The following is a 20956-nucleotide window of genomic DNA, read 5'->3' on the forward strand; positions in this document are numbered from 1 at the left end:
ATTACACTCAGTAGCCATTGTATACGCTAAAAGCGCTTTGCAAACTGCTCAAAGCACGAACAACCATCGGCTAAAATCAGAAAGTTTTGGTACTCTAGGTAAATTAAATCCAAAGCAATCACAAACCTATTTTGAACAAGCTTTAAGCCAAGCTCAGTCAGTTCGGGCATCAGATATTGCCTACCAATGGCAACAGAAATTAGGAAATTTATACCAAAAGCAAAAAAGGACTGAAGCAGCACTTCAAGCCTATGGTGCTGCAATTGAAAATATTACTCAAGTTCGTAGAAACCTCTTACCAAACAACGCAGATTTACAATTTTCCTTTCAAGAAAAAGTTGAGCCTATATATCGAGAATATATGCGACTACTCTTAGCTTCTCCTAATCCTGACTTAAAACGAGTAATCCAGACCAATGAACGATTGCAAATAGCTCAATTAGAAAATTTTCTCCAGTGTGGAAATCTTGACATTATACCTTTAAACGAAGTTAAAAACTTGCCTAGCGCTCCGACAGTAGTTCACATAATTGATTTAGATGAAAGTGTAGAAATAATTTTACAGTTGGCTGATGGCTCCCTTCACAGCCATTCTGCTGACTCTAAGCTAGTTAAAACTAATGTTGATAATTTATTAGAAATCTTACAATCCCTTCGATTGTCCTCTACCGCTGAAATTGACATTCTTCCTTTTCCTCGGTCACTCTATGACTTACTAATCGCGCCCATAAAAACATACTTGCCTTCATCAGGAACGCTAGTGTTTACTTTAGATGCATCTTTCCAAAGCTTACCAATAGGGCTGCTTCATGATGGTAACGATTACTTATTAAAATATTATAGTATTGCTCAAACTTTAGGCTCTAAAGTTCGACAACCCAAGCTCTTACTTAAAGATCAGTTAAGAGCTTTAATTGGTGGACTGTCTGAAATCAATCCCAGCATTAGGACTTTAAATGTTCTTGAGAACATGGAAGCACTACCAAAAGTGAAAGAGGAGATAGAATATGTCAAGCAACAAACTTCTTCTTCAAAGGTTTTGCTAAACGAAAAATTTACTAGCCAAGCGCTTGGGCAACAGTTGAGTAGTTTTAACTTTCCTATTGTTCATTTAACTACTCACGCTCAATTTAGCTCTGAGGCTAAAAGGACAATGTTCTTTACTTGGGACAAAGCGATTAACGCACTAGAGTTTTATAGTTTACTAAAATTCAGCGCTCGGTCCAATGAAGATGGAATTGAATTATTAGTTTTAAGTGCTTGTCAGACCGCCAAAGGCAATAAGAGGTCAGCATTAGGAATTGCTGGAGTAGCTGCACAAGCAGGCGCAAGAAGTACAGTGGCAACTTTATGGAAGGTAGACGCTGACTCCACTGCTTTACTTATGGAACAATTTTACAAAAATTTGAAAAATGGTGTTCCCAAAGCAGAAGCATTGCGTCAAGCGCAATTAAATTTAATATCAGACTCTAGATACAGTCACCCTTATTTTTGGGCAGGATTTATTCTTGTTGGCGGATGGTTGTAAAATTCTACTAAATTTAGCCCTTGCTGCACTTTAGCTAATTCATCTAAGTTTCTACTACGTTTTGCCAATCCATCTGCCACATTATAATTACGAAGCGCTTCATTCGGCAACCATGCTTCTAAATATCGATCTGCTAATACTCTATAAAGGGTAGGATTTTGACTTCCTGCTGCTACTCGTGCTTCTAATGCGTCAATCGCTTCATTCAAAAGATTTCTAGACATATATATAGCATGTAGATCGAAAATGGCTACTTCGTCTGGGGGTAAGTTTAATTCATTGATACGCTGGACTCTTTGTTTAATTTCATTTTGATCCTTTTCTGGTAGAACAATAATTACTAACGGTTCGGAACTTGCTAGAGATTTATCCTTATTTGCAATTACAGTGAATTTATACGTATTACCAAGTTTTAACTCTTTTTGTTCCTTGGGGTAAGGCAGGGTAGTAACAGTTTTATCTACTGTTTTCTCCCAATAAAATTCGTAGCTACTCACAATTACTGTATAGCTAATAGCATTAGAAACCGCATACCAAGATATTTTAGGCCGACTACTCAACATGGAACTGCCATAGGGACTAATTAGTGTTGGTATATCCTGACCCTCATGCGGACTCTTAGTATTATTGCAACCGGTAGGGTTCAGTCCTGTGCATAGCTTTGCTTTTTTCTGAGGCAATGAACATTCGTCAGAAGCATCAAAAATCTTACTCTGCTTGAAATCTAAAAGTTTTCCGTTTAAATAACACAAAGCACTGACTGTGCGTCCATTAACTGGGTTAATACGATCTCCTGGGCACAGTTGACTACCTGCTGCAAAAAAACGATCTCCTGCATTAACAACTCGACCATTCGCTTTACACTCACGACTCCTTATTGATTTAAGTTGGCGACCCCATGCACTGCTCAAACCCAAAGAAAGGATTATTGATACAATCATTGAAATTCGGAAAATGTAGATTATTTTTCCTACTTTGTCTGTTCGCCTATCTGCCATTAACATTAAAACTGTTGTGTTAGTACTTGCATGTTAATAGCATACAGGAAGTTTCGGTATAAAATAAAGTGTCATTCTTCCCTTTGACGAATAGGATCTTTTAACCTGATTCTTTCTAATACTTGCGACCGCCAACCGAAAACCTCTGGCTCTCTAGACTCAGTTAGCAAACAAATTTCCCAAGAAATCCAGGCATAATCAACATCACCTAAAGCTTCTTGCACCTGCGCTAACAAGCAATGGGTAGATGTTCTGTGTATATCTAATTCTTTGGCTTTTTCCAAATATTTCTTTGCTTGGCTATATTCCTTTTGCTCAAAGAGCGCCCAACCTAAATTTTTATACAAAACAGCCCGTAATTCAGGCTCTTTAGCTTTTTGTAAACCTTGTTCCGCTAAAGCTATCGCTGCATTATAGTCACCTTTTATAATTTTCAATCTGGATAAATTATTGATGGGCAGAATGGCTTGGTTACTAGTTTTTATAGATAACTGATACTGTTTTTCAGCTAAATCGTATTTTCCTCGCTCATCATAAAATGTCCCTAGTCCGTAATGTCCTTGCCAATTATTAGGCTCTAGCTCAATTGCCTTTCCATAGTTATCAGTTACGCATTCAAATTGCTGTAATTGTTGGCAAACCACAGCCAAATTAGTATAGATTTGCGAATTTTGATTATTATATTTAATTGCTAATTTATAGTATTTTTTAGCCAGATCGAGGTTACTAGTACTACCACGCCCCTTCTCAAAATAAAGTTCTGAAACGTCAGGCTTAAGTTGAGGATTAATCTTAATAGCCCAATCAAAAGCCTCTTGCGCCCCCTGAGAATTATTTGCTGCTTCTAACTTTCGTCCTTGAGTTACTAAGTAGTTACTTAACAAGGGTATAGACAGAATAATACCCCCAAGAATTATTAAACCCCTTAATGCAAACTTGCTATATTTAACTATTTTAGAATTAGCTAATTTATAATTTTTAATCTGCTGAGGCAGTTCTTCTAATCGCTGCAAAATTACTTTAGTTGTTTGTGGACGCTGCCCTGGCAAGAAAGCCATTAACTCATCAATGAAGTCAGCAAGAGGTTTGTCAATTTGCAGTGCTTTATCTCTCCAAATTAGATTCCCTGTTTGGTTGTCTTTAGGAAAATCCATTAGTTGAATTCCAGTAACTAGCTGGACAAAAGTTCGGCCCAAAGCAAAAAAATCTGACTGCGGTACTGCCTGCCCCTCAATCTGTTCTAATGGAGTATAACGAGGTGTGATAACGGCTGTAATTTCATATCGCCCTCCTATACCTGTGTCAGTCCCCCCACTTCCACTAACTTTTGCCAAATAGGTGTTAGTCACTCTTCGTGTAGTTCCAAAATCAACTAGTGCTAATTTATGGTCAGGCTGAAGAATTATATTAGAAGGTTTTATGTCCCTATGAAAAAACTCTGTCCGATGTACTGTATCAAGAATTTCAACTAATTGTTGTAGCCATTCTAATGCTAAAGATTGCGAAATTGCTCCATTGGACTCTGACCATTGCTCCAAATTTTCTCCCTCGATTTTATCCATTACTAAGCAATACAATGTCAGGGGACTAGTAGGAACAAAAGTAAAAAAATCATCTAGAGTGCTTTTAGGAATACTTGGATGATGGATTAACCGTAGACTAATAGATTCTTGTTCAATTAATTTAACTAATTTAGGAGTATTCCATTTCAAAACTTTCATGACTCGACGCTTAGATGCAGAATTCCTTTGAATACCAACGTCGTGTACTTCAAAAACATCAAAGTAGTTTTCGGGGTTGTCAGCAAGAGGTTTCAACGGCTTGAGGAGCCGGATGCGGTTATTGATCAGCAGGGAAGTACCGCACGCTTGACATGTGTCAAGATTGTCATCATTTTGACGCTGAGGGCAAAAGGGATTTATACAGTAATTCACTGTTTGACTTAGAGGCAAGCCACAGATAAGCTATCCTTCCACAATCTAGTTCTTCCTGCTAAAAATAACGGAATAGATTTAGATTGCAAACTTTTATCTGTTGCATTCAGATGTTTGATAGATATCTTATATAGAAATTTTATATCCATACATTTATTATCTGTACTGTTATTTACGACACAATCGCTTTCGTCTATAGATAATCCTTGAAGGTAGCACATCTATTGAAGCACACTAAGCTCTTTTTCTTAAAATTATTTAATTATTGAGCTGAAACTTTTGATTAACAAGCATTCCAGATTAGATATTAAACTTCTTTTTGTGAAGTTGACGCGAACCTTGATTTTTTCAATTTAGGTGATATTACAAGCTCTTTCCTTGAAAAAAAAGTAAATAAGCTCAAATTACCTTAATTATCCAATCTTTAGCCTGCTCTACTTCCGCTAGTTCCATAAAGATACATTTAGTAATAATTTTGGCGACTGTTCCTTATATACCTAACATATGTTTTAGGCTAAAGCTTGCACTCAACCATTACTCTCCTAACCCGGATTTCTCACCACACCTCGAATGGAGGAGTAATGAGTAGTGAGTAGTGAGTAAAGTCTTCACTTATTACTTATTACTTGTTACTTATTTTATTGAGTATCTATTACTACTCATCATCAAACGCAAAGGAGCTTGTGAGAAATGCGGGCTAATTCTTATACAAGGCAAAAAGTAATATGTTTATTAGTTACTTTATCTTAAAACTGTGTATTAACAAGCACTTACTCTATTTATGCCACTAAACTCCACAAGTATGACTTAGAGCTTGTCATGTAACAACCTTGCCTCTTTTGAGCCAGGAATGCTTTCTCAGCAAGCTTTCTAGATTATAAATTGTAAAAGTTGTTTTTTGACAGGCTCTTAAAGTATTACTTTTTTTAAATAAGTAGCTATGAATAGCAAAACCTAGTAATATTGAGTCTGATGCAACACGTTTTAACGTAGCGCATTTCTAAATAAGCTTTGGTTACTGGGGAGCCAATGCAGTTTTGCTCACTAGCAGGACAAGTACAAGTATGGATTTTAATGCTACCCAAAAGTTAAATTCAATAGCCCTTTCCTCTGGTACTCCAACAGAGCGAGGATTTAAAGCATCAAAAAATTTAGTAGCAGTAACTTTTGAAGAAGCTTTAGTAATCATCAATGACCTAGTATGCGCCAACAGAGGTAGAGGCTTGTCTAAGCCTGAGATATCTGTTATTAAGGGTGCCTGGGATAACTGTGGTTATGAGAAAATAGCACAAGACTCAGGTTATACCCTTAATTACTTACAACGGGTCGTAGGCGCTCGATTGTGGACTACACTTTCAAAAATAATTGGAAATGGGGAACAGATAACTAAAAAAAATTTGCGTCTTTTCTTAGAGCAACTTACCCAAGATCATAATGTTCAATCCACTTCAAGTAAAGAGCAGGGCTGCATTGTCAAAGGCTTAGTACAAGTTTTGGAACGTAAATGCCTTGATACATCTAGCTTTTATGGACGCGAAGAAGAACTGTCCAAATTAAAAGAATTAATAATCAAGCGGCGTTGCGTATCACTTATAGGAATTGCAGGTATTGGTAAAAGTACATTAGCCGCAAAACTCATTGAAGAACTCAGTACAGAGTCTCAACCTAAATTTGACAGTATAATTTGGAAATCGGTTGCTCATGCACCACCACTCCAAGAGTTATTAGCAGATATCATAGAGTTAGTACAATCAAATGAGCCTGACTTAGATTTACCTAAATATACTCAGGCAATGATTTCATTACTGATTAAGCAGTTGCAATCACGGCGATTCCTAATAGTATTAGATGAATGTGAATCGTTATTTCAAGCAAGTAGCTTGGAACAGAGACTGGAGTACAAGTTATTTTTACGTAGATTGACTGAAGAACTAGATCAAAGCTGCTTGCTATTAACTAGTCGAGTTTTGCCGGATGAGATCAATGATCTTATAGAAATTGGACTACCTGTTGAGTATCTCAAAATCGAAGGATTGAAGAACAATGCAGCAGTACAGTTTTTATCTACTCAAGGTTTGATAGATTTAGAAAAGTGTAATGAGTTAATTCACACTTATCGTGGCAATCCTTCAGAGCTAAAAGCAGTAGTTAATCGAATTAATAACTTATTTGGTAGTTCAGAGAAATTTTTTGAACATAAGACTACGCTGGTTAGCCGTCAGTTCCAAGTAATGCTTGATAAAACATTTGGTCAAGTGTTAAACGAAGTTCAGCGTCAAATTATGATTTACTTGGCTGAAAAAGTTTTCTCAGATCCCCAACCTGTTGCTATCACAATATTATTAAATGAATTGAACCCAAGTAAAAATTCAGGAGTGTCAGACTCAGAATTGATACTAGCGTTAGAAAAACTTGTAAATATGATACTAATCGAAAAAGAAATAGACCCCATTACCAGAGAAGCCCACTTTTCTCTTCAGCCAGTAATCAAGAAATATATCATGACAGATCCAACAGGATTAGTACACATATCTAATGCTTCACCTAATCTAGCGATCGCATCTTAGGTAAAAGTTTTCACAGCGAGGTAATCTACTCTACACGGAGTGTCACCAATCCTCTGATTACCCATTAAAAAGCAATCCTTAACAAATGTGGAGGTCTAAAAAAGAAAAACGACATCAGATGGACACAAGTTTTGTAAGATCAAGCTGAAGCGATATGGAGGCAAATAACAGCACCAAAATTTAAAGGACAAATGCCACTAAGGAGTAGGCGCTTTGTCCAAGGAGCAAAAACTAAATAACTCCAGAGCGGGGTTTCTCAGAAATACCAAGGAAGTGGTAGTTAAAGTTTGGACGCTTTCATCCACTGACTGGTCAAAAAGAGATTGAGCCCACGCTGCTTCTCATATTGTATGAGAAGCCACGCGAAAATGGTATGTTCGCGTGGCAGTTTTTGTTGTTAAAATTCCTTAAATTAATTAAATGTGAAGTTTAATGAAGACAAAACCCGAATTTTGGAGCAAAAAATAGTAGCAGCGTGAATAGCCCCCTCTAGAGCTTGAAAACCAAGCACCAGGGGAATAAACCGTGTTAAATGAAAAAAGTCTGAATAGCTCAGTAGTTGAGCGCATGGAATCATGCATTGCAGTGTTCGCACTTCAGCTTTATGCTGTGGTATCAGGTAGTTTTAAGAATATCCTTGCAAAAGCTAAAGTTTCACAGCTTTCAAATTGGCTGTGTTTAGATGATAGCGACAGAAACATTACTGAAGTAACTGTCGCAGGTGATTGCAACACAGGATTTTACTGGCAATTCTTGCTCGTAAACGTAGTTCTCTCTAAGGAACCGCAAGGGGAGAACTAATGAACGCAGCGACAACTGAATATCCAAACAATCTCACGGCTGCGGAATACCATGAGTTGTTAGCTGGTAGCGCCATTCATCCGGCGTTGATTAAGCGCAACTTTTTCCATGTAGAGGGAGAATCAGTTTATGATTTTCTGTTCATATCTGATAAAATCCCACGTAAGAATGCGGGTCGGGTAACAGATGGATACATCAAAATGTATCAGCACCTATTACTAGGTGGGACGTGGATTCAGTCACTTGACCCATTCAAAAACTGGCAACCGATGGAATGGGGGCGGATTAAGCCCAACTTCCCGCGCTTTGATTGGCAAACAGGTAAACCAGTTAAATACGAGTCACCCCCCAAAACCCCCAACCGCGTTACCTACTTTGATGTCGCTAACCCCATCTGGGACAAAGTTGCAAAGCGTTATTTAATTAAGCGCTATCATTCACTTTTAACATTGCGCTTATTGGATCAACTCAATCCATTAATATTTTGGGAGTGGGTAAAGCAGCATCCAGAGATTCCAGTTATCTTATGCGAGGGCGAAAAAAAAGCGGCCTGCTTGCTCTCTTTGGGGTTTGTAGCGATCGCACTGCCGGGAATTTGGAACGGGCGCGTCGGCAAACAGGATTTTGATGAACGGTTGCATCCTGACTTAGTACCAATGGCTCAGGCGGGACGCAAGTTCATCATTTTATTCGACTACGAAACTAAAGCTAAAACCAGGTGGTCAGTTTACCAGGCAACGGTACGGACTGCCAAAGCGATTGAGGCTGCTGGTTGTGAATGTGAAGTTGCATTACTGCCGGGGACAGAAAAAGGGGTTGATGATTTTGTAGTTAGTCGCAGTGAAGATGCCAATGCACTACTAACTGCAATTATAGACGATGCCAAATCACTTGCCGATTACCAGCGCTCGTATCGGGCTAAGAAATGGGGACTAAGTAAATATAAACCAGATGTCACAGTCAATATTAAATATTTGACCCAAGCACTCTGCATTCCGGATCTGGAGGAAAAATGTTCATCTGTCCCGCCACTTTATGATATTGCAGAAGAAAAATTGTTTACCCCAAGTGTTAGCTCTACAAGCTGTGGAGAGGGAGAAGGAAAACAAGAGTTAATAATTTCTGACTGCCCTGACCACAAACCCAGTACCCAAAATCCCAAAAAGTCTTTCCGTTTTCCAGAAATTGGGCTAGTCGTACTCTGGAGCGACATGGGTACAGGTAAAACTGAACTTATGCGCTGGTGGCGTGACCAAAACCCCGACGCGCGGTTCCTCAACAATGGACATCGGGTTAACTTGTTGAAAAATCTTGCCGAACGTTTGCGGACGGCGATGTATTCCGACTTGGGTTACACAGGTTTAGCCCAGGCCCAAGCCCTTAGTATTACTATTGACAGCTTGCACAAACTCAATACTCAGTCTCTCACCTACGGCTGCATATTTATAGATGAAGCTTGCCAATACCTCACCCACTTACTACATAGTAATACTTGCAAACAGCACCGTGCCGCCATTTTGGAAGTACTGGAATATATAGTATACAACGCGCCACTGGTCGTCATCGCTGATGCACACATGGATGATTTAACGGTAAACTTCTTCCTTGCAATGCGACCACTCGGTGAAGTACCTTACATCATTAAAAACGAGTGGCGCAACGGTTCACGCACAATTTATTGGTACGAGGGGGATAATTCAAGCGCCATAGTCGCCCAAATCTCGGCAGCGCTGATGCTTGGTGAGAAAGTCATGGTTGCAAGTGACAGTAAGCGTTTCATCAAAAAACTCGACAAATCCTTTACTATCAACTACGAAGAATCTAACTCCGAAAAATCACATACACAAAAAAAATGTCGTATTTGGTCGGTTCACTCTGACAATTCTGGCAGTGATGAGAATGTCGCTTTCATCAAAGATATCACCAACGCCGTCAAAAACTTTGATGCCTTGTTCACCTCTCCCAGCCTCGGTACTGGTGTTGATATTTCTGAGTATCATTTTGATTTAGTGTTCGGTGTCTTTCACGGCGTAAGCCAGACAGCTACTGAGTGCGCTCAACAACTGTACCGTTATCGTCCAAAAGTCCCGTTTCATATTTGGGTGGCCCCGCGTCCTCCCTTTGGTTACAAGGATACCAATGCTACCAAGATTAAAGAGCGCTTGCTCCAAACCAATGAAATGACCGCTTTTCTGTTGCGGATTGACAGAGAAACGGGTAAGCGGGGAGCCGAGAAAGATTGGGCGCTTGAGGCTTACTGCCAAATTATGGCTAACCGCCACTATTCTCTCAATAATCTGCGTGATGATTTGCGATCGCTTCTCACCGAAATGGGCAATACATTTATATATGTGGGCAGTGATGATGATGAGCAATCTCTTGAAAGTCTTAAAGCAGCAGCACAAGCTTTGGATCGTGCCCACAATTCGGCTGTTGCCAAGGCTAAGAATATTACTTTGAGTGAGTACCGTGCCCGTCAGAGCAAAGATTACCTTGACCCTAATGAAATTTTTGAATGTGAAAAGTTCCGCATTTCTGATTCTTACGGCATCGAAGTAACCGAATCACTCGTAGAAATGGATAAAGGTGGCCGCTTAATTAGAGCTATCGCTGGACTTGAGGCCATTTTAACCCCACCCGGAGAATCGTTTACTGACCCCAGAACTGGGCAAACTTATCCTACGCCACCCCAAATTGTCGCCCAAAAAGACCGCAATGAGCGAGACAATTTACCTTTGTGCATCGACTGGGGCAATTACTCGGCACGCTGGCTGGCGCGGTTTAATCTGGGGCTGCATCAAATTCTCACTTCTTTAGTAAAGGGTGATGAATTTACTGCCGATGACCCCACTTTGCTCAAGATGACGGCGATCGCTCAAAACTGCGCTGCTCACGTCAAAGCAATTCTTGGGTTTACTATTCCCCTGGACTGTAAACCTATTTGGTTGCTGGCCACAATGCTAGAGCAGCTGGGGCTAAAACTGACTTTCCGCAAGCAGGGCAAGCGCGGTCAACAGGTGAAACTTTTCTCTTTATCTAAAGAGGAATTAGAATTTGCTCAAGAGGTAATTGCTCATCGCGTGGAAAAGCGTAATCAAAAAGAAAATCGAACCTATTACGCTGCTCAAACCCCTGCTGCGTATAGTGTAAACCCCAATCAGCAGCCCGTATCCACACCCCCCCCTAATGCTATAGGGAACTCCCATTGCCAAGGGGAGGATACTACCGAATTTGAGTTGCCCCCGACAGATCGCATTACGCTACTCCACTGCGTAGAAACACTTCGATCTGGTATTAAGCAGGGGGTTGACGCGATTAAAGGCATTCTCAAGCAATGGGTTGAGGATTTGCGCTGGGAGACGGTGCTGGAACTTGAGGCGATCGCCGCGAGTGAATTGCGACTTGTCGAGGCAGCAGTACCAGAATTTTACACCTTGCTCTCTGAAGATGTGTTGCCAATGGAGGGGTAATTGCATGAACCAACTAATATTCTTAGTGATTGCCCTGGTGTTGCTTGTCGCTGTTTGGCTGCTACTAAGTCCAAAGTGATCACGTCCCTAAACAGAAAAATCACTTCTGCTGGCAGTTTTATTGAGCGGGCTGCTTTGGGTTAGCACTAATGTCCCCCAATAGGGTTTAATGAAGGTGGATTCAACATAAGAATAAGCTATGTTGAATGATTCCTCCACGCTCACTACCTCCGAACTCATTGACTTGTGGCTGCATGGGAAGTCAAAAAACACCCAACAGAGCTACAGTCGATTGACGCACAGTTTTTTGACCCACATTGGCAATAAGCCTTTGAGGGAAGTTACTCTTATGGATTTGCAGACTTGGGAAACAACTCTTTCGGGAAGTGACAATTCTAAACGAACAGCAGTAGGAGCGATTAAAAGTCTGTTTTCCTTCGCCAAGCAGCTAGGAGTAATATCAGCCAACATGGGAATACTGGTTAAGTCACCGAAAGTAAAAAACCGATTGGCAGAAAGAATTCTCACAGAAGAAGAAGTAAAGCGGGTAATGAATGCGTCCGTTGTCCCACGCGATCGGGCCATCATTCGCTTACTTTATTTTGCTGGGTTACGAGTCAGTGAACTTTGTGAACTCAAGTGGCGTGACTTGAAACCTCGTAAGGATGGTGGACAAATAACAGTATTTGGCAAAGGCGAAAAAACTAGGGTAGTGCTAATTGGTACTGGCATTTGGCATGAGATTCAAGGATTAAGGGGAAAAGCCAAAAAAGATGACCCAGTGTTTGTCTCTGGCAAAGGCGGCCATCTGTGCCGAAGCATGGTTTTTCATATCGTTAGAAATGCGGCAAACCGTGCAGGACTCGAATCAAATGTTAGCCCACATTGGCTAAGGCACTCTCATGCAAGTCATAGTCTTGATAGAGGAGCGCCAATTCATTTGCTGCAAAAAACTTTGGGACATAGTTCAGTTGTAATTACTGAGATGTATCTGCACGCTCGACCAACTGAAAGCAGCAGCTTGTATTTACCAGATGAAGACGAGTGGATACCCCCAAATTTAGAGAGTTAATTTTTCACCGAAAAGGAGATATGAGGGAGCGGGGGAGCTAGGGCTTTCAAGGGTAGGTTTTTTAGGGGAGATCCAATAAATAAATCAGCCCAGCCGTCGCTTTCGCCTTGAGGGCGAAAGCGCCTAGATATCTCGGTTTTGCTAAAAATATTATTGATACGGCTGGGCTGATTTATTCGTGTCTTGTGCCTAGAATCTCGAAAATAATTGAGAATTGTCTCAACTGTTTTACATGGTTTAGTCATTTCAAGATTTAAGCATTAACTGAAATAGACAAAAAATGACCAAATTCAAAACCCCTACCTTTGAAAGGGGTGCTGGGGGGAAAGAGTTACTGTAAATAAGTTTTCTCTTCCCCAGCTTATCCGAAAAGTATTACCCAGCCGCCCCCGGCTCTCTTTCTTCACCTTGCTAACTATTTATAACTATTTCCAGATAATTGAGTGCTTTTTGGTGATCTGATTCTCTTCCTTGTAGTTGAAATAGTTGAGAACCTTGCTGTAAATCAGTAATTGCGCCTGATTTGTCTCCCAATAGAGCGCGGACAATACCGCGACCAGCATAAGCATCAGCAAGGTTCGGATTTAACAGTAGAGCTTGGTTGTAGTCTTCAAGCGCGCCTTGTTTATCCTTTAATATATTGCGAGCAGTTGCTCTGTTGAAGTAAGCCGCGTCGTCTTTGGGATTAAGTTGCAGAGCTTGGTCACAGTCAGAAATTGCTCCTTGATAGTCATCATTACTGCATTTGGCAAAACCTCGGTTGCTGTAGGCAACTGCTAAATTGGGATCAAGCCGCAGAGTTTGAGTATAATCCTCTATAGCTTTGTTGTAATCACCAGAATGAAGGTAAGCAAAGCCTCGTCCGTTGTAAGCTTCACTGTCGTTAGGGTTCAACTGTAAAGCTCGGTTGTACTCCTCTATTGCACCCTTATAGTTTCCGACTTTCATGTGAGCAATAGCTTGCTCGAAGTAAACTTTAGTATTTGTTGAACCTTGTTGATTACTCTGAGCCATTGCCAATATTTATCCACTGTTTTAACACGTGTTTATATTAAGTATAAATTAGGCACTAGAGCTAGGATGACGTAAAAAGTCGCTTTAGTGCGATGGCGTAACCGCCATGAGCCGGTGGCGATCACGGAGCGTTTTCAAGCCGTTGGCAAATAATAGCTGAATTTCCTCGTGGCTGAGAACTTTCGCTTTTCCGTGGCGATCTCGCTTCATTTGCCATACACCGTGATTTTCACCGCATTTTTCAGTTGACGCGGGACTTGCGAAAATCACCATTAAAAAATCTAATTTTCTGATGATTTCTGTCGTCTACGCCCTCATTGCTCAACCCTGGGTTAAAATCGCTAATAATACAAAATTACTACTAGCGCGATCAAATGACGGAAAGTGGCAGCACCTACAATCACAACGGTAAACCCGCAACAGCAAACAAAGAATCGCGGGATTTGGCAGAAAAATTCGCTACGGCTATAGGTGAGTTCAACTGGCGGACTGACTATATTAAATTTTGTCAACTTTTAGAGCTAGAACCTAGCGAGTATGCTGACGAACAGTACCGCCACTTTCAGCAACTGGCAGAAGCACTCACTAGGTTCAATGCCGAAACGCTAGCCCTGATGATTGATGCTGGAATTGCCGCAGGGTAATGTCTATATTCATTTGCAATCGCTTTGCAAGGCGATTGCGGTAGCATCCTTTTAAAAGCGATGGCGTACTCGCCACCGGCATAGCAAGTACGCCATCGCTTGAAGAATGCGCTGACACATTTGGTGATGATAGCATCAAGGTAATTTATCATGACGAATTACACGATTTAATAAGCGTGTACAGTCCAATTTTACCTAGATGATACGTGAACATGAGCAATACAGGGCGGAAAAAAAAATTAGCATCTTTCAACTGCGATCAAAGGAAGTGGGAGCAGTTTATCACCTGTTGCAACTCGAAAGGCACGACAGCAACAGCCACACTGCTCGAATTTATCGATCTCTACTTAGGCGATTCCCAAGATAAAATTGATGCAATAGGTGGTAACGATTTAGACGAACGCCTAGACTTAAAGATTAAGGCAAGTGTAGAGAAGTACTTGGCTGTGAGTAATAAAAATCACAGTAGTCATCACAATGAAACAATAAGAGCTATTTGCGAAAGACTTGATAAGCTCGAGTCAGAGTTTTCAAATGAATCTAATAGCAACCAAACCACAGCAATTGATAATCTCGCCAATTTAGAACAAAAAGTGGAGAAGATGTATGCTCGAATGACACAGTTGGCTGAGGCGATCATTAAAATACAAGACTATCTCAACAACCAACAAAAGCGGGGACAGAAATCGTACTACAATAATTCATCCTTCAAAGCGCATACTCCTAGAATGCAACCGTTAACTGAAGAAGGTTTGGCTTCAAGACTTGGTGTAAGTGAGGAAACTGTACGTAAGGAGCGAATTAAACTCCCCCCACCGCTTTTTGTAGCATGGTGTAAGAGCAAAGATAGAGCCGGGCTAGGGTGGGAATTTAACGAAAATACGGGATTATATCAGCCAGCAAGTTAGTATTTTGATTAATTTCAACTTGTGGCAATGGATGTGCGCTCTGCTGTTGCCAATTTTAATTTTTTAAAATGTGATTATTTCACAACCTTCAAGCAATCCGTCATAAACAGTTAGTTGTTGTGTTTTTAAGTGATTTGGTAGTGAATCATCATCAAAGGTCAAAGTAACAATATGAGTATTTTTGAGACTAAGAGATGATTTGCTGATATCGGTTATTGCCGCACTCATACCGCTTCGAGTACCGATTAGATACTTCACCGATTGCCCGATCTTTAACTGTGTTGCTGGAATAGCCATAGATTTTAAAGGTGTAAGTTAAGCAGTAGTCTTTGGATGCTCCCGGATCAAGCAAGCAAGCAAGCAAGCAAGCAAGCAAGCAAGCAAGCAAGCAAGCAAGCAAGCAAGCAAGCACGCACGCCCAGGCGAACGCTAAATATTGCTTTTTATTTTGGTATTTCTCTTTAGCCTCAGCTTTTGTTGAGGCTTTTTATTGTTGAGAGAGATCGTGCCATTGCTTGATGAACAATATTTAAGATAGCAATCGTTTCTACTTGTTGAGCAACTCTAAGTCCCAGGTATAAAATCCAATCTGTTCAGGAACCCTAGTGAATCGCCCTGTGCGATGACCCCGTGATAACTCATTCAATACCTTGTTTTTCACTTCTCTAATCTCAACCGCAGTGAGTTCGCCATAGATTCCGTTGGTAATTTCTGAAACCCCGAAAACTTTACCCGAATTATTCTTTAGAAAAGTTGTTAGTGCATCAATTAAAAACTGACCCTGAAATTCTTCGAGCATTGGTATCTCTTTGGGCTGGGGCGGCAAAACTTGTTTCTTATTTTTGCCTTTGACTCTGATGGACGAATTTTTAGTCTCCGGTTTGGGTAGCAAAGTTAAAGACAGAGTATAATATCTCGGTGATCCTGGGACACTGAACCATTTGTTAGTTTCCCTGCCTTTAATGAGGGATGATTGAACTCTGTGTTTAAGCACTTTAAACACTTCTGGCTCTAATTCTCCATAGAGCATTTTGACAATAAAATCGATGTGAACAATTGTGCCAATGTGTTCTGCCAAAACCTGTTCAATAGCTTCCGGGCGAGACAGGGATTGAAAAATAGGCAGCATGGCCGTCTCAGTTCCATAGAGCGCTTGCTGTTGAGTTGATGTTTCTATCGGTGGCTCTAGGAGTACTGGAGTATCTGTAGCTGCATCAGATTCTTCACCTGACCAAGCTTGTATAAGTGTGAATATGTTTTGTTGAGTGGAGTCTGACGGGTGGGTTGCGACTGTTGATGTATCCTGTGAATCGTCTAAGAAAGGATGGGTAATAGGTTCAACATCGTCATTAACAAATTCCTCACTCAGGAATAAGAAGAAGTTTTTTCCTTTTTCAGAGGTGAATTCTTCATTTTCATTATCATTATCCACCTTCTCAGTCAAAGGCCAGTTAGATAATAGAGCTTCTACATGAGTGAGATTTGCTTTGGCTAGGGTATATAATTTTTCGTACTCTTCCACAAGAGGCGCGTAGTAATCTCGCAATGCGAATAGTGACTCGATTGCTTTTTGGGGAGGTGATAAAGGAAAGGGGCTATTCATCTTTGGAGTTAACTATACCTTACGACACTCGTATAGTTATGAAACGACATCGAGTGAATTAGAAAAGAATTGACAGTTTTAGACCTATTGTAAAGTATTTGAGTAAGTTGAAGCTCCGCTCTGCTTTTCATGTTATCAAAACGATTCATGCTATGAGAAAATCGCGTTACCCCAAAAGCAATCGAGTGCATTCCCCCTTGATGTTATGGGAGAACTGCACTCGTGGAATTTTACTTATTTAAGCAGTTGCGAATTTATAGGTTTTTCCATTTTTCAAGGGTGAGACAAGGTTGTAAAGCAGCACTCGGTATAAATCCACTGGAAGAAACACCGAAATTGTTTAAAGATGCAATTTCGTTTTCGGCATTATCAATGGCTACTCGTATAGCTTGGACTTTATCTTCTGGGGAAAGTTTATCAATTTTAGCGTTAGAAGGATTTGGAAGGTTAGAACCTTTTTTGAGTGAAAATTCGTGTATTTTGTAAAACTGCTCTCCTCCTTCGGGTTTACCTAATTTTAGACAACCTTTAGATTTGACAAACAAACCAACACTTTGCATATTGTGACTAAAATGACGCTTAGTGACAAACTTCACCTCTTGAACAGGCCCCCAAACAAGGACGGCTTCAGGAAAACCTTTAGCACGAACATCTCGACTTTCTTTACAGCCGTTGTTGCCTTGATCGAGAAAACCGTCACTACAAACTTTCCAATTAACTCTATACAGATTGGGGGTACTGTCAACAAATTTTTTGACTTCAGCTACTTCTGCTTTCTCCTTTGCTGCAATCAACTCAAGTTCTGTAACGCGTGCAATCTGTTCAGGCGTTTTACTCTGGCAAGAGATGATACCACCACTGACGAGCAAAGCTAAAGTAATGGCGATTTGTGAAGTTTTGAAAAGCATACTATTGTCGCTTAATAGCTAACTATTTATTATCGGAAAAAATGGATAGTAAAAAAGCTAAGTATAGCTCCATTTAGAAAACTTACTTAACGTATTTATGGAAAAAGTGGGAGCTAAAATTCATCCTAAATAATATATAATAATTTGATTTCAAATAGCAAGCTAAAAACAGCAATTAACTATTAAAAAACTTGAATTTTTGTGATTTTTTTATTTTGCTTCAGATGAAAGCGGTGATTTTATAACAGGATGTCAGCAAAAAGCAATAGCCAGAAGTACGATATTTTTTTAGACTTCGAGCGATTCCTTTAAAGTGGTGGAATATGCCATAGTGTCTAAGTAAGAATTCAGCATTCAGTATAGGTCATACCCATCCTGACCATTTTTTGGATTGTTTTGGCAAAGTGAATTTTGATTAAAACAGAATTCAGGAGTCAGGAGTCAGAATTCAAAAAATAGGTATGAATTCTATACGAGTGGCGGGTGAAGAAAGGGGTTTAAAACTCCCATAAAACAAGAAAATTTGGTGGTCTTAAATCATTAGTGGGCCTGAATTTCCCACTGATAGCGAGTCCGCGAACGTCTTTATTCTGACTCCAGAATTCTTCTTCAAGTATGCAATGTATCTTCTTATAGTAAAAAGCTAGCTTTTGCAGTAAGAGGAGGGAGAACAAAAAAGTTAGTGGATAAATGGTAGAAGTTTGGAGATATTGGGAATTTGAGCATCCATCAAGCTCTGTAGTAAGAGTGATAGCAACACCAACAGGGCTAGAGTTATTTGCAGTGGATGTATTGCAAATAGTAGCTCCAATTTTAAATGATGATTTCGTGAGGTCAATTGAAGTTCATCAACGATTAGTGATGATGGAGAATAATCAAGTGAGTTTGGTATCGACACTCAGCGCTCTATCAATTCACTCATTAATATCACGAACAAGTGTAGTAGAACATAATGTAGTCAGGCAATTTATGCAATGGGTAAGAACAAATGTGATGCCCGTATTTAAAAATGATGTCAGTCTGATTGCAGTCGAGCAACCAAAATACTTATTTCAAGAAATAGATTACTCTCAAAAAGATTCTTTGATTAAGTATTTGTATTTTCAAAATAGTGAGTCTTGGTCATCAAATAGTATTGATTTATATTTAAAGTTTATTTTTAAAAAGCTCCCATTGCTAGCTAACTGTCCTCAGACTATTGACTTAAATGGGATTAACTTCAGAACTAAATATTTTCAAGTATTAAAGACGGTACTAAGGTCAGCCAGCAGCTATAAATATGTTTATGAAGATTTGGTTATAAGGTCGGCAAATTTGTTGATAGCTCAATTATTAGATTTGTTAGTTTATTACCATTTAAATAAATTCAATGAGTCGGATTTAAATCAGGTATTAGAACAGGGATTAATTTTACAAGCTATGGGAACAATGGTTAATAAATCAATTGACAATTTCAAGGATTTAAAACCAATGTATTTAAACCTATTAGACTACTTTTCAGCAGAGATGCTAGCACTGGACTGAAGCCCGAAACTGATTAAACATGAAATCGAGGAGAAAATCAGATGACAGATATTTTAAACGATGAGGCGGAGATCCTTAACGGAGTAGAAGAATTACTCTTAGTAACAGATGAAACAACAGAAGCAGAAAGCACAGAAAATATACAGCAGATGCCAGAAGCAGTAACCGCAGGTGAAAAAACAGAAGCAGGAAATACAGTCCTGCCACAAACAAAAACCGCAGTCACCAATAAAAAACACTGGAGTCGGAGATTAGTGATAGTGACAGGAGATAAAGGAGGAGTAGGGAAAAGTACTTTCGCCAGAGGATTAGCGCAAACATATTTGGATATGAAAAAAGAATTTTTGGCTTTTGATGCGGACATATCTAATTCTCATTTAAGCAGATTTTATGGGGATAAATGTTTAGTGAGAGAATTAGATTTTTTTACAGAAGGGAATGTAGACATTTTTCTAGATGATTTGAAAGAGTTAATAGAGGAAAGTCTAGACGCAGAAGGGGCAGTTATCCCCGGAAAGTCTTTATTCTTATTGGAATTACCACCACAGTCCATGAGAATCTTAAAAGATGTTGTACAACAAATGAAATTTTTGTCTACAGTTGATGAATTATATGATATGCGAGTAACAATTGTAGTTGTAATTAGTCGAGTAATGGATTCGGTAAAGCAGTTAATAAGTTTATATGATTTTTGTCAAGACCAAGTAGATTATGTCGTAGTGAAGAATTTGTTCTTCGGTTCGCCAGAAAACTTTGTCAGATATAAAGAATCCTCAGACATAACAGACGATTTACTTAATGACTCATTAGATGTAATTTTTGTAGATATGCCGGGACAGTATATCCAAGAAACCTGTAACTACATATATGAGGCTGATTTTTTTACTGTTTTGGCTGAACTCAACTGGAAACTAACATTCTTACAGCCAATTTCCCATAGAAGTGATTGCATGGAATATTTCTTGCAGCTATTAGATTTTGCAACGGACAATGCTAGTTATGTCATAGTGAAAAATCAACATTTTGATACGAGGTTTAAAGAGTATAAGCAATTAATCCAGCAAAAATTGCCATTGGTTGGGGGCACAGAAATTATATTAACAGCCTTGCACAGAGATCATTATCAAGCAATGGAGGATTTAGCCAAACCTTACTCACAATGTTTTCATGAGCAATCCCTATATGTGTTGTATCGCTCATATATTTATCACTGGCTAAAAAATTTTTTTAAGACTGTAAAAAATAATCAAGTCGCTAGTATTTACTTAGGAGTGTCAGCAGGTGAGAACATCAGAAATATTGCAGGGGTATTCTGAAGCCGAACAACAGAGGATTGTTGAAACAGCGCAGCAAGTGGGGTTAGCGGAAGATGACCCGATGTTTCAAGTCATGGCAACACTTGGCAGATATGAAGAGACAATGATTTCACTGCAAGCACGAATGGAGGCAATGATTGAAGCTTGGGTACTAACAGTCGAAGAGAAAGTGGCGAATACTTCTAAAACAGCCCAATCAATGAACAACACTGTAGTCAGTAATGCTGTGCGTGATGTATTAACTGAACAAATACCGAAGCTGATACAACAATCATCAACATCATCTGCATCCTCAACATCATCGCCACCAAAAGAGATGCGATTATCTACAGGAAATTCTCAGATGCGTTTTTGGTCTATCTGCGCTCTGGTAGGAGGAGTGACAGCAGCCGGTGCGATGCTTGCTTCATTTACAACTTGGAACGTGGTGACTAACTTGGGTCAGAACCAATCAGTCATGTTGTCAAACAACGATCTGAAGATTTTACAATGGGTAAAATCTAGCGAAGGTAAGCAAACTTATAAGCTCTTTGTTGAGAATCAACAAACTCTGGCTGTAAACGTTCACAGGAGTTATCCTGCTACTGTAAAAAATAAGTACACGTAAATGGTAGATTAAGAGGCATGAATGAAAACTGCCTCGCCTACGGAATCGAAATTTCCGACTTA

General features: G+C 39.6%; 16 protein-coding genes. 10 read left to right on the plus strand and 6 right to left on the minus strand.

Annotated features, from left to right (window positions below):
- Window positions 1–1528 (plus strand): CHAT domain-containing protein (locus H6G97_RS30645; protein WP_190944279.1); only part of this gene is annotated, 1528 nt, incomplete at its 5' end.
- On the opposite strand, the gene H6G97_RS30650 is transcribed toward H6G97_RS30645, so the two are convergent.
- Window positions 1486–2526, minus strand: coding sequence for a hypothetical protein (locus H6G97_RS30650; RefSeq protein WP_206759135.1), 1041 nt, complete (start codon window positions 2524–2526; stop codon window positions 1486–1488). The two genes, H6G97_RS30645 and H6G97_RS30650, sit on opposite strands and share 43 nt — an antisense overlap.
- Window positions 2527–2597: 71 nt before the next feature.
- Window positions 2598–4460 (minus strand): protein kinase domain-containing protein, encoded by a 1863-nt coding sequence (locus H6G97_RS30655; RefSeq protein ID WP_338421869.1) that lies wholly within the window; start codon window positions 4458–4460, stop codon window positions 2598–2600.
- A gap of 1064 nt (window positions 4461–5524) precedes the next feature.
- On the opposite strand from H6G97_RS30655, the gene H6G97_RS30660 reads away from it, so the two are divergent.
- From H6G97_RS30660 to H6G97_RS30675, 4 genes are all read left to right on the plus strand, one after another.
- On the plus strand, window positions 5525–7027 hold the full coding sequence (locus H6G97_RS30660) for a helix-turn-helix domain-containing protein (RefSeq protein WP_190944281.1): 1503 nt from the start codon (window positions 5525–5527) through the stop codon (window positions 7025–7027).
- Between the two features lie 567 nt (window positions 7028–7594).
- A complete protein-coding gene (locus H6G97_RS30665; protein ID WP_190944282.1) occupies window positions 7595–7828 on the plus strand; it encodes a hypothetical protein in 234 nt (77 codons plus the stop codon).
- On the plus strand, window positions 7828–11298 hold the full coding sequence (locus tag H6G97_RS30670; protein WP_190944283.1) for a plasmid replication protein, CyRepA1 family: 3471 nt from the start codon (window positions 7828–7830) through the stop codon (window positions 11296–11298). Before H6G97_RS30665 ends, H6G97_RS30670 begins: the two co-directional genes overlap by 1 nt.
- Before the next feature lie 199 nt (window positions 11299–11497).
- Entirely contained in the window at window positions 11498–12370 is an 873-nt protein-coding gene (locus tag H6G97_RS30675) for a tyrosine-type recombinase/integrase (RefSeq protein WP_190944284.1), read from the plus strand.
- Window positions 12371–12781: 411 nt separating this feature from the next.
- Here the strand turns inward: H6G97_RS30675 and H6G97_RS30680 are convergent, their stop codons facing one another.
- Window positions 12782–13384, minus strand: coding sequence for a tetratricopeptide repeat protein (locus H6G97_RS30680; RefSeq protein WP_190944285.1), 603 nt, complete (start codon window positions 13382–13384; stop codon window positions 12782–12784).
- A 374-nt stretch (window positions 13385–13758) separates the two neighbouring features.
- On the opposite strand from H6G97_RS30680, the gene H6G97_RS30685 reads away from it, so the two are divergent.
- A complete protein-coding gene (locus H6G97_RS30685) occupies window positions 13759–14028 on the plus strand; it encodes a hypothetical protein (RefSeq protein ID WP_190944286.1) in 270 nt (89 codons plus the stop codon).
- Window positions 14029–14240: 212 nt separating this feature from the next.
- Window positions 14241–14936, plus strand: a complete 696-nt coding sequence (locus H6G97_RS30690; protein WP_190944287.1) for a hypothetical protein — start codon at window positions 14241–14243, stop codon at window positions 14934–14936.
- A gap of 63 nt (window positions 14937–14999) precedes the next feature.
- On the opposite strand, the gene H6G97_RS30695 is transcribed toward H6G97_RS30690, so the two are convergent.
- The 3 genes from H6G97_RS30695 to H6G97_RS30705 all read right to left on the minus strand — a co-directional run bounded on the left by H6G97_RS30695 (window position 15000) and on the right by H6G97_RS30705 (window position 17447).
- Complete coding sequence (locus tag H6G97_RS30695) at window positions 15000–15233, minus strand: hypothetical protein (protein WP_199349764.1); 234 nt, start codon at window positions 15231–15233, stop codon at window positions 15000–15002.
- Window positions 15234–15483: 250 nt separating this feature from the next.
- The gene (locus H6G97_RS30700) at window positions 15484–16539 is read right to left on the minus strand and encodes a hypothetical protein (RefSeq protein WP_190944288.1); all 1056 of its coding nucleotides are present in this window, start codon (window positions 16537–16539) and stop codon (window positions 15484–15486) included.
- A 254-nt stretch (window positions 16540–16793) separates the two neighbouring features.
- Window positions 16794–17447, minus strand: a complete 654-nt coding sequence (locus tag H6G97_RS30705; RefSeq protein WP_190944289.1) for a hypothetical protein — start codon at window positions 17445–17447, stop codon at window positions 16794–16796.
- 690 nt (window positions 17448–18137) lie between these two features.
- Here H6G97_RS30705 and H6G97_RS30710 point away from each other — a divergent pair.
- Genes H6G97_RS30710 through H6G97_RS30720 form a run of 3 tightly spaced genes read left to right on the plus strand, consistent with a single transcriptional unit; the run spans window position 18138 to window position 20894 of the window.
- Complete coding sequence (locus H6G97_RS30710) at window positions 18138–18971, plus strand: hypothetical protein (protein ID WP_190944290.1); 834 nt, start codon at window positions 18138–18140, stop codon at window positions 18969–18971.
- Window positions 18972–19012: 41 nt separating this feature from the next.
- Window positions 19013–20287 carry a nucleotide-binding protein gene (locus H6G97_RS30715; protein ID WP_190944291.1) on the plus strand — a complete coding sequence of 425 codons (1275 nt, stop codon included), beginning with the start codon at window positions 19013–19015 and terminating at the stop codon, window positions 20285–20287.
- Window positions 20253–20894 carry a DUF6753 family protein gene (locus tag H6G97_RS30720; RefSeq protein ID WP_190944292.1) on the plus strand — a complete coding sequence of 214 codons (642 nt, stop codon included), beginning with the start codon at window positions 20253–20255 and terminating at the stop codon, window positions 20892–20894. Before H6G97_RS30715 ends, H6G97_RS30720 begins: the two co-directional genes overlap by 35 nt.
- Window positions 20895–20956: the final 62 nt, after the last annotated feature.

The organism is Nostoc flagelliforme FACHB-838 (assembly GCF_014698065.1).
GTDB lineage: Bacteria > Cyanobacteriota > Cyanobacteriia > Cyanobacteriales > Nostocaceae > Nostoc > Nostoc flagelliforme_B.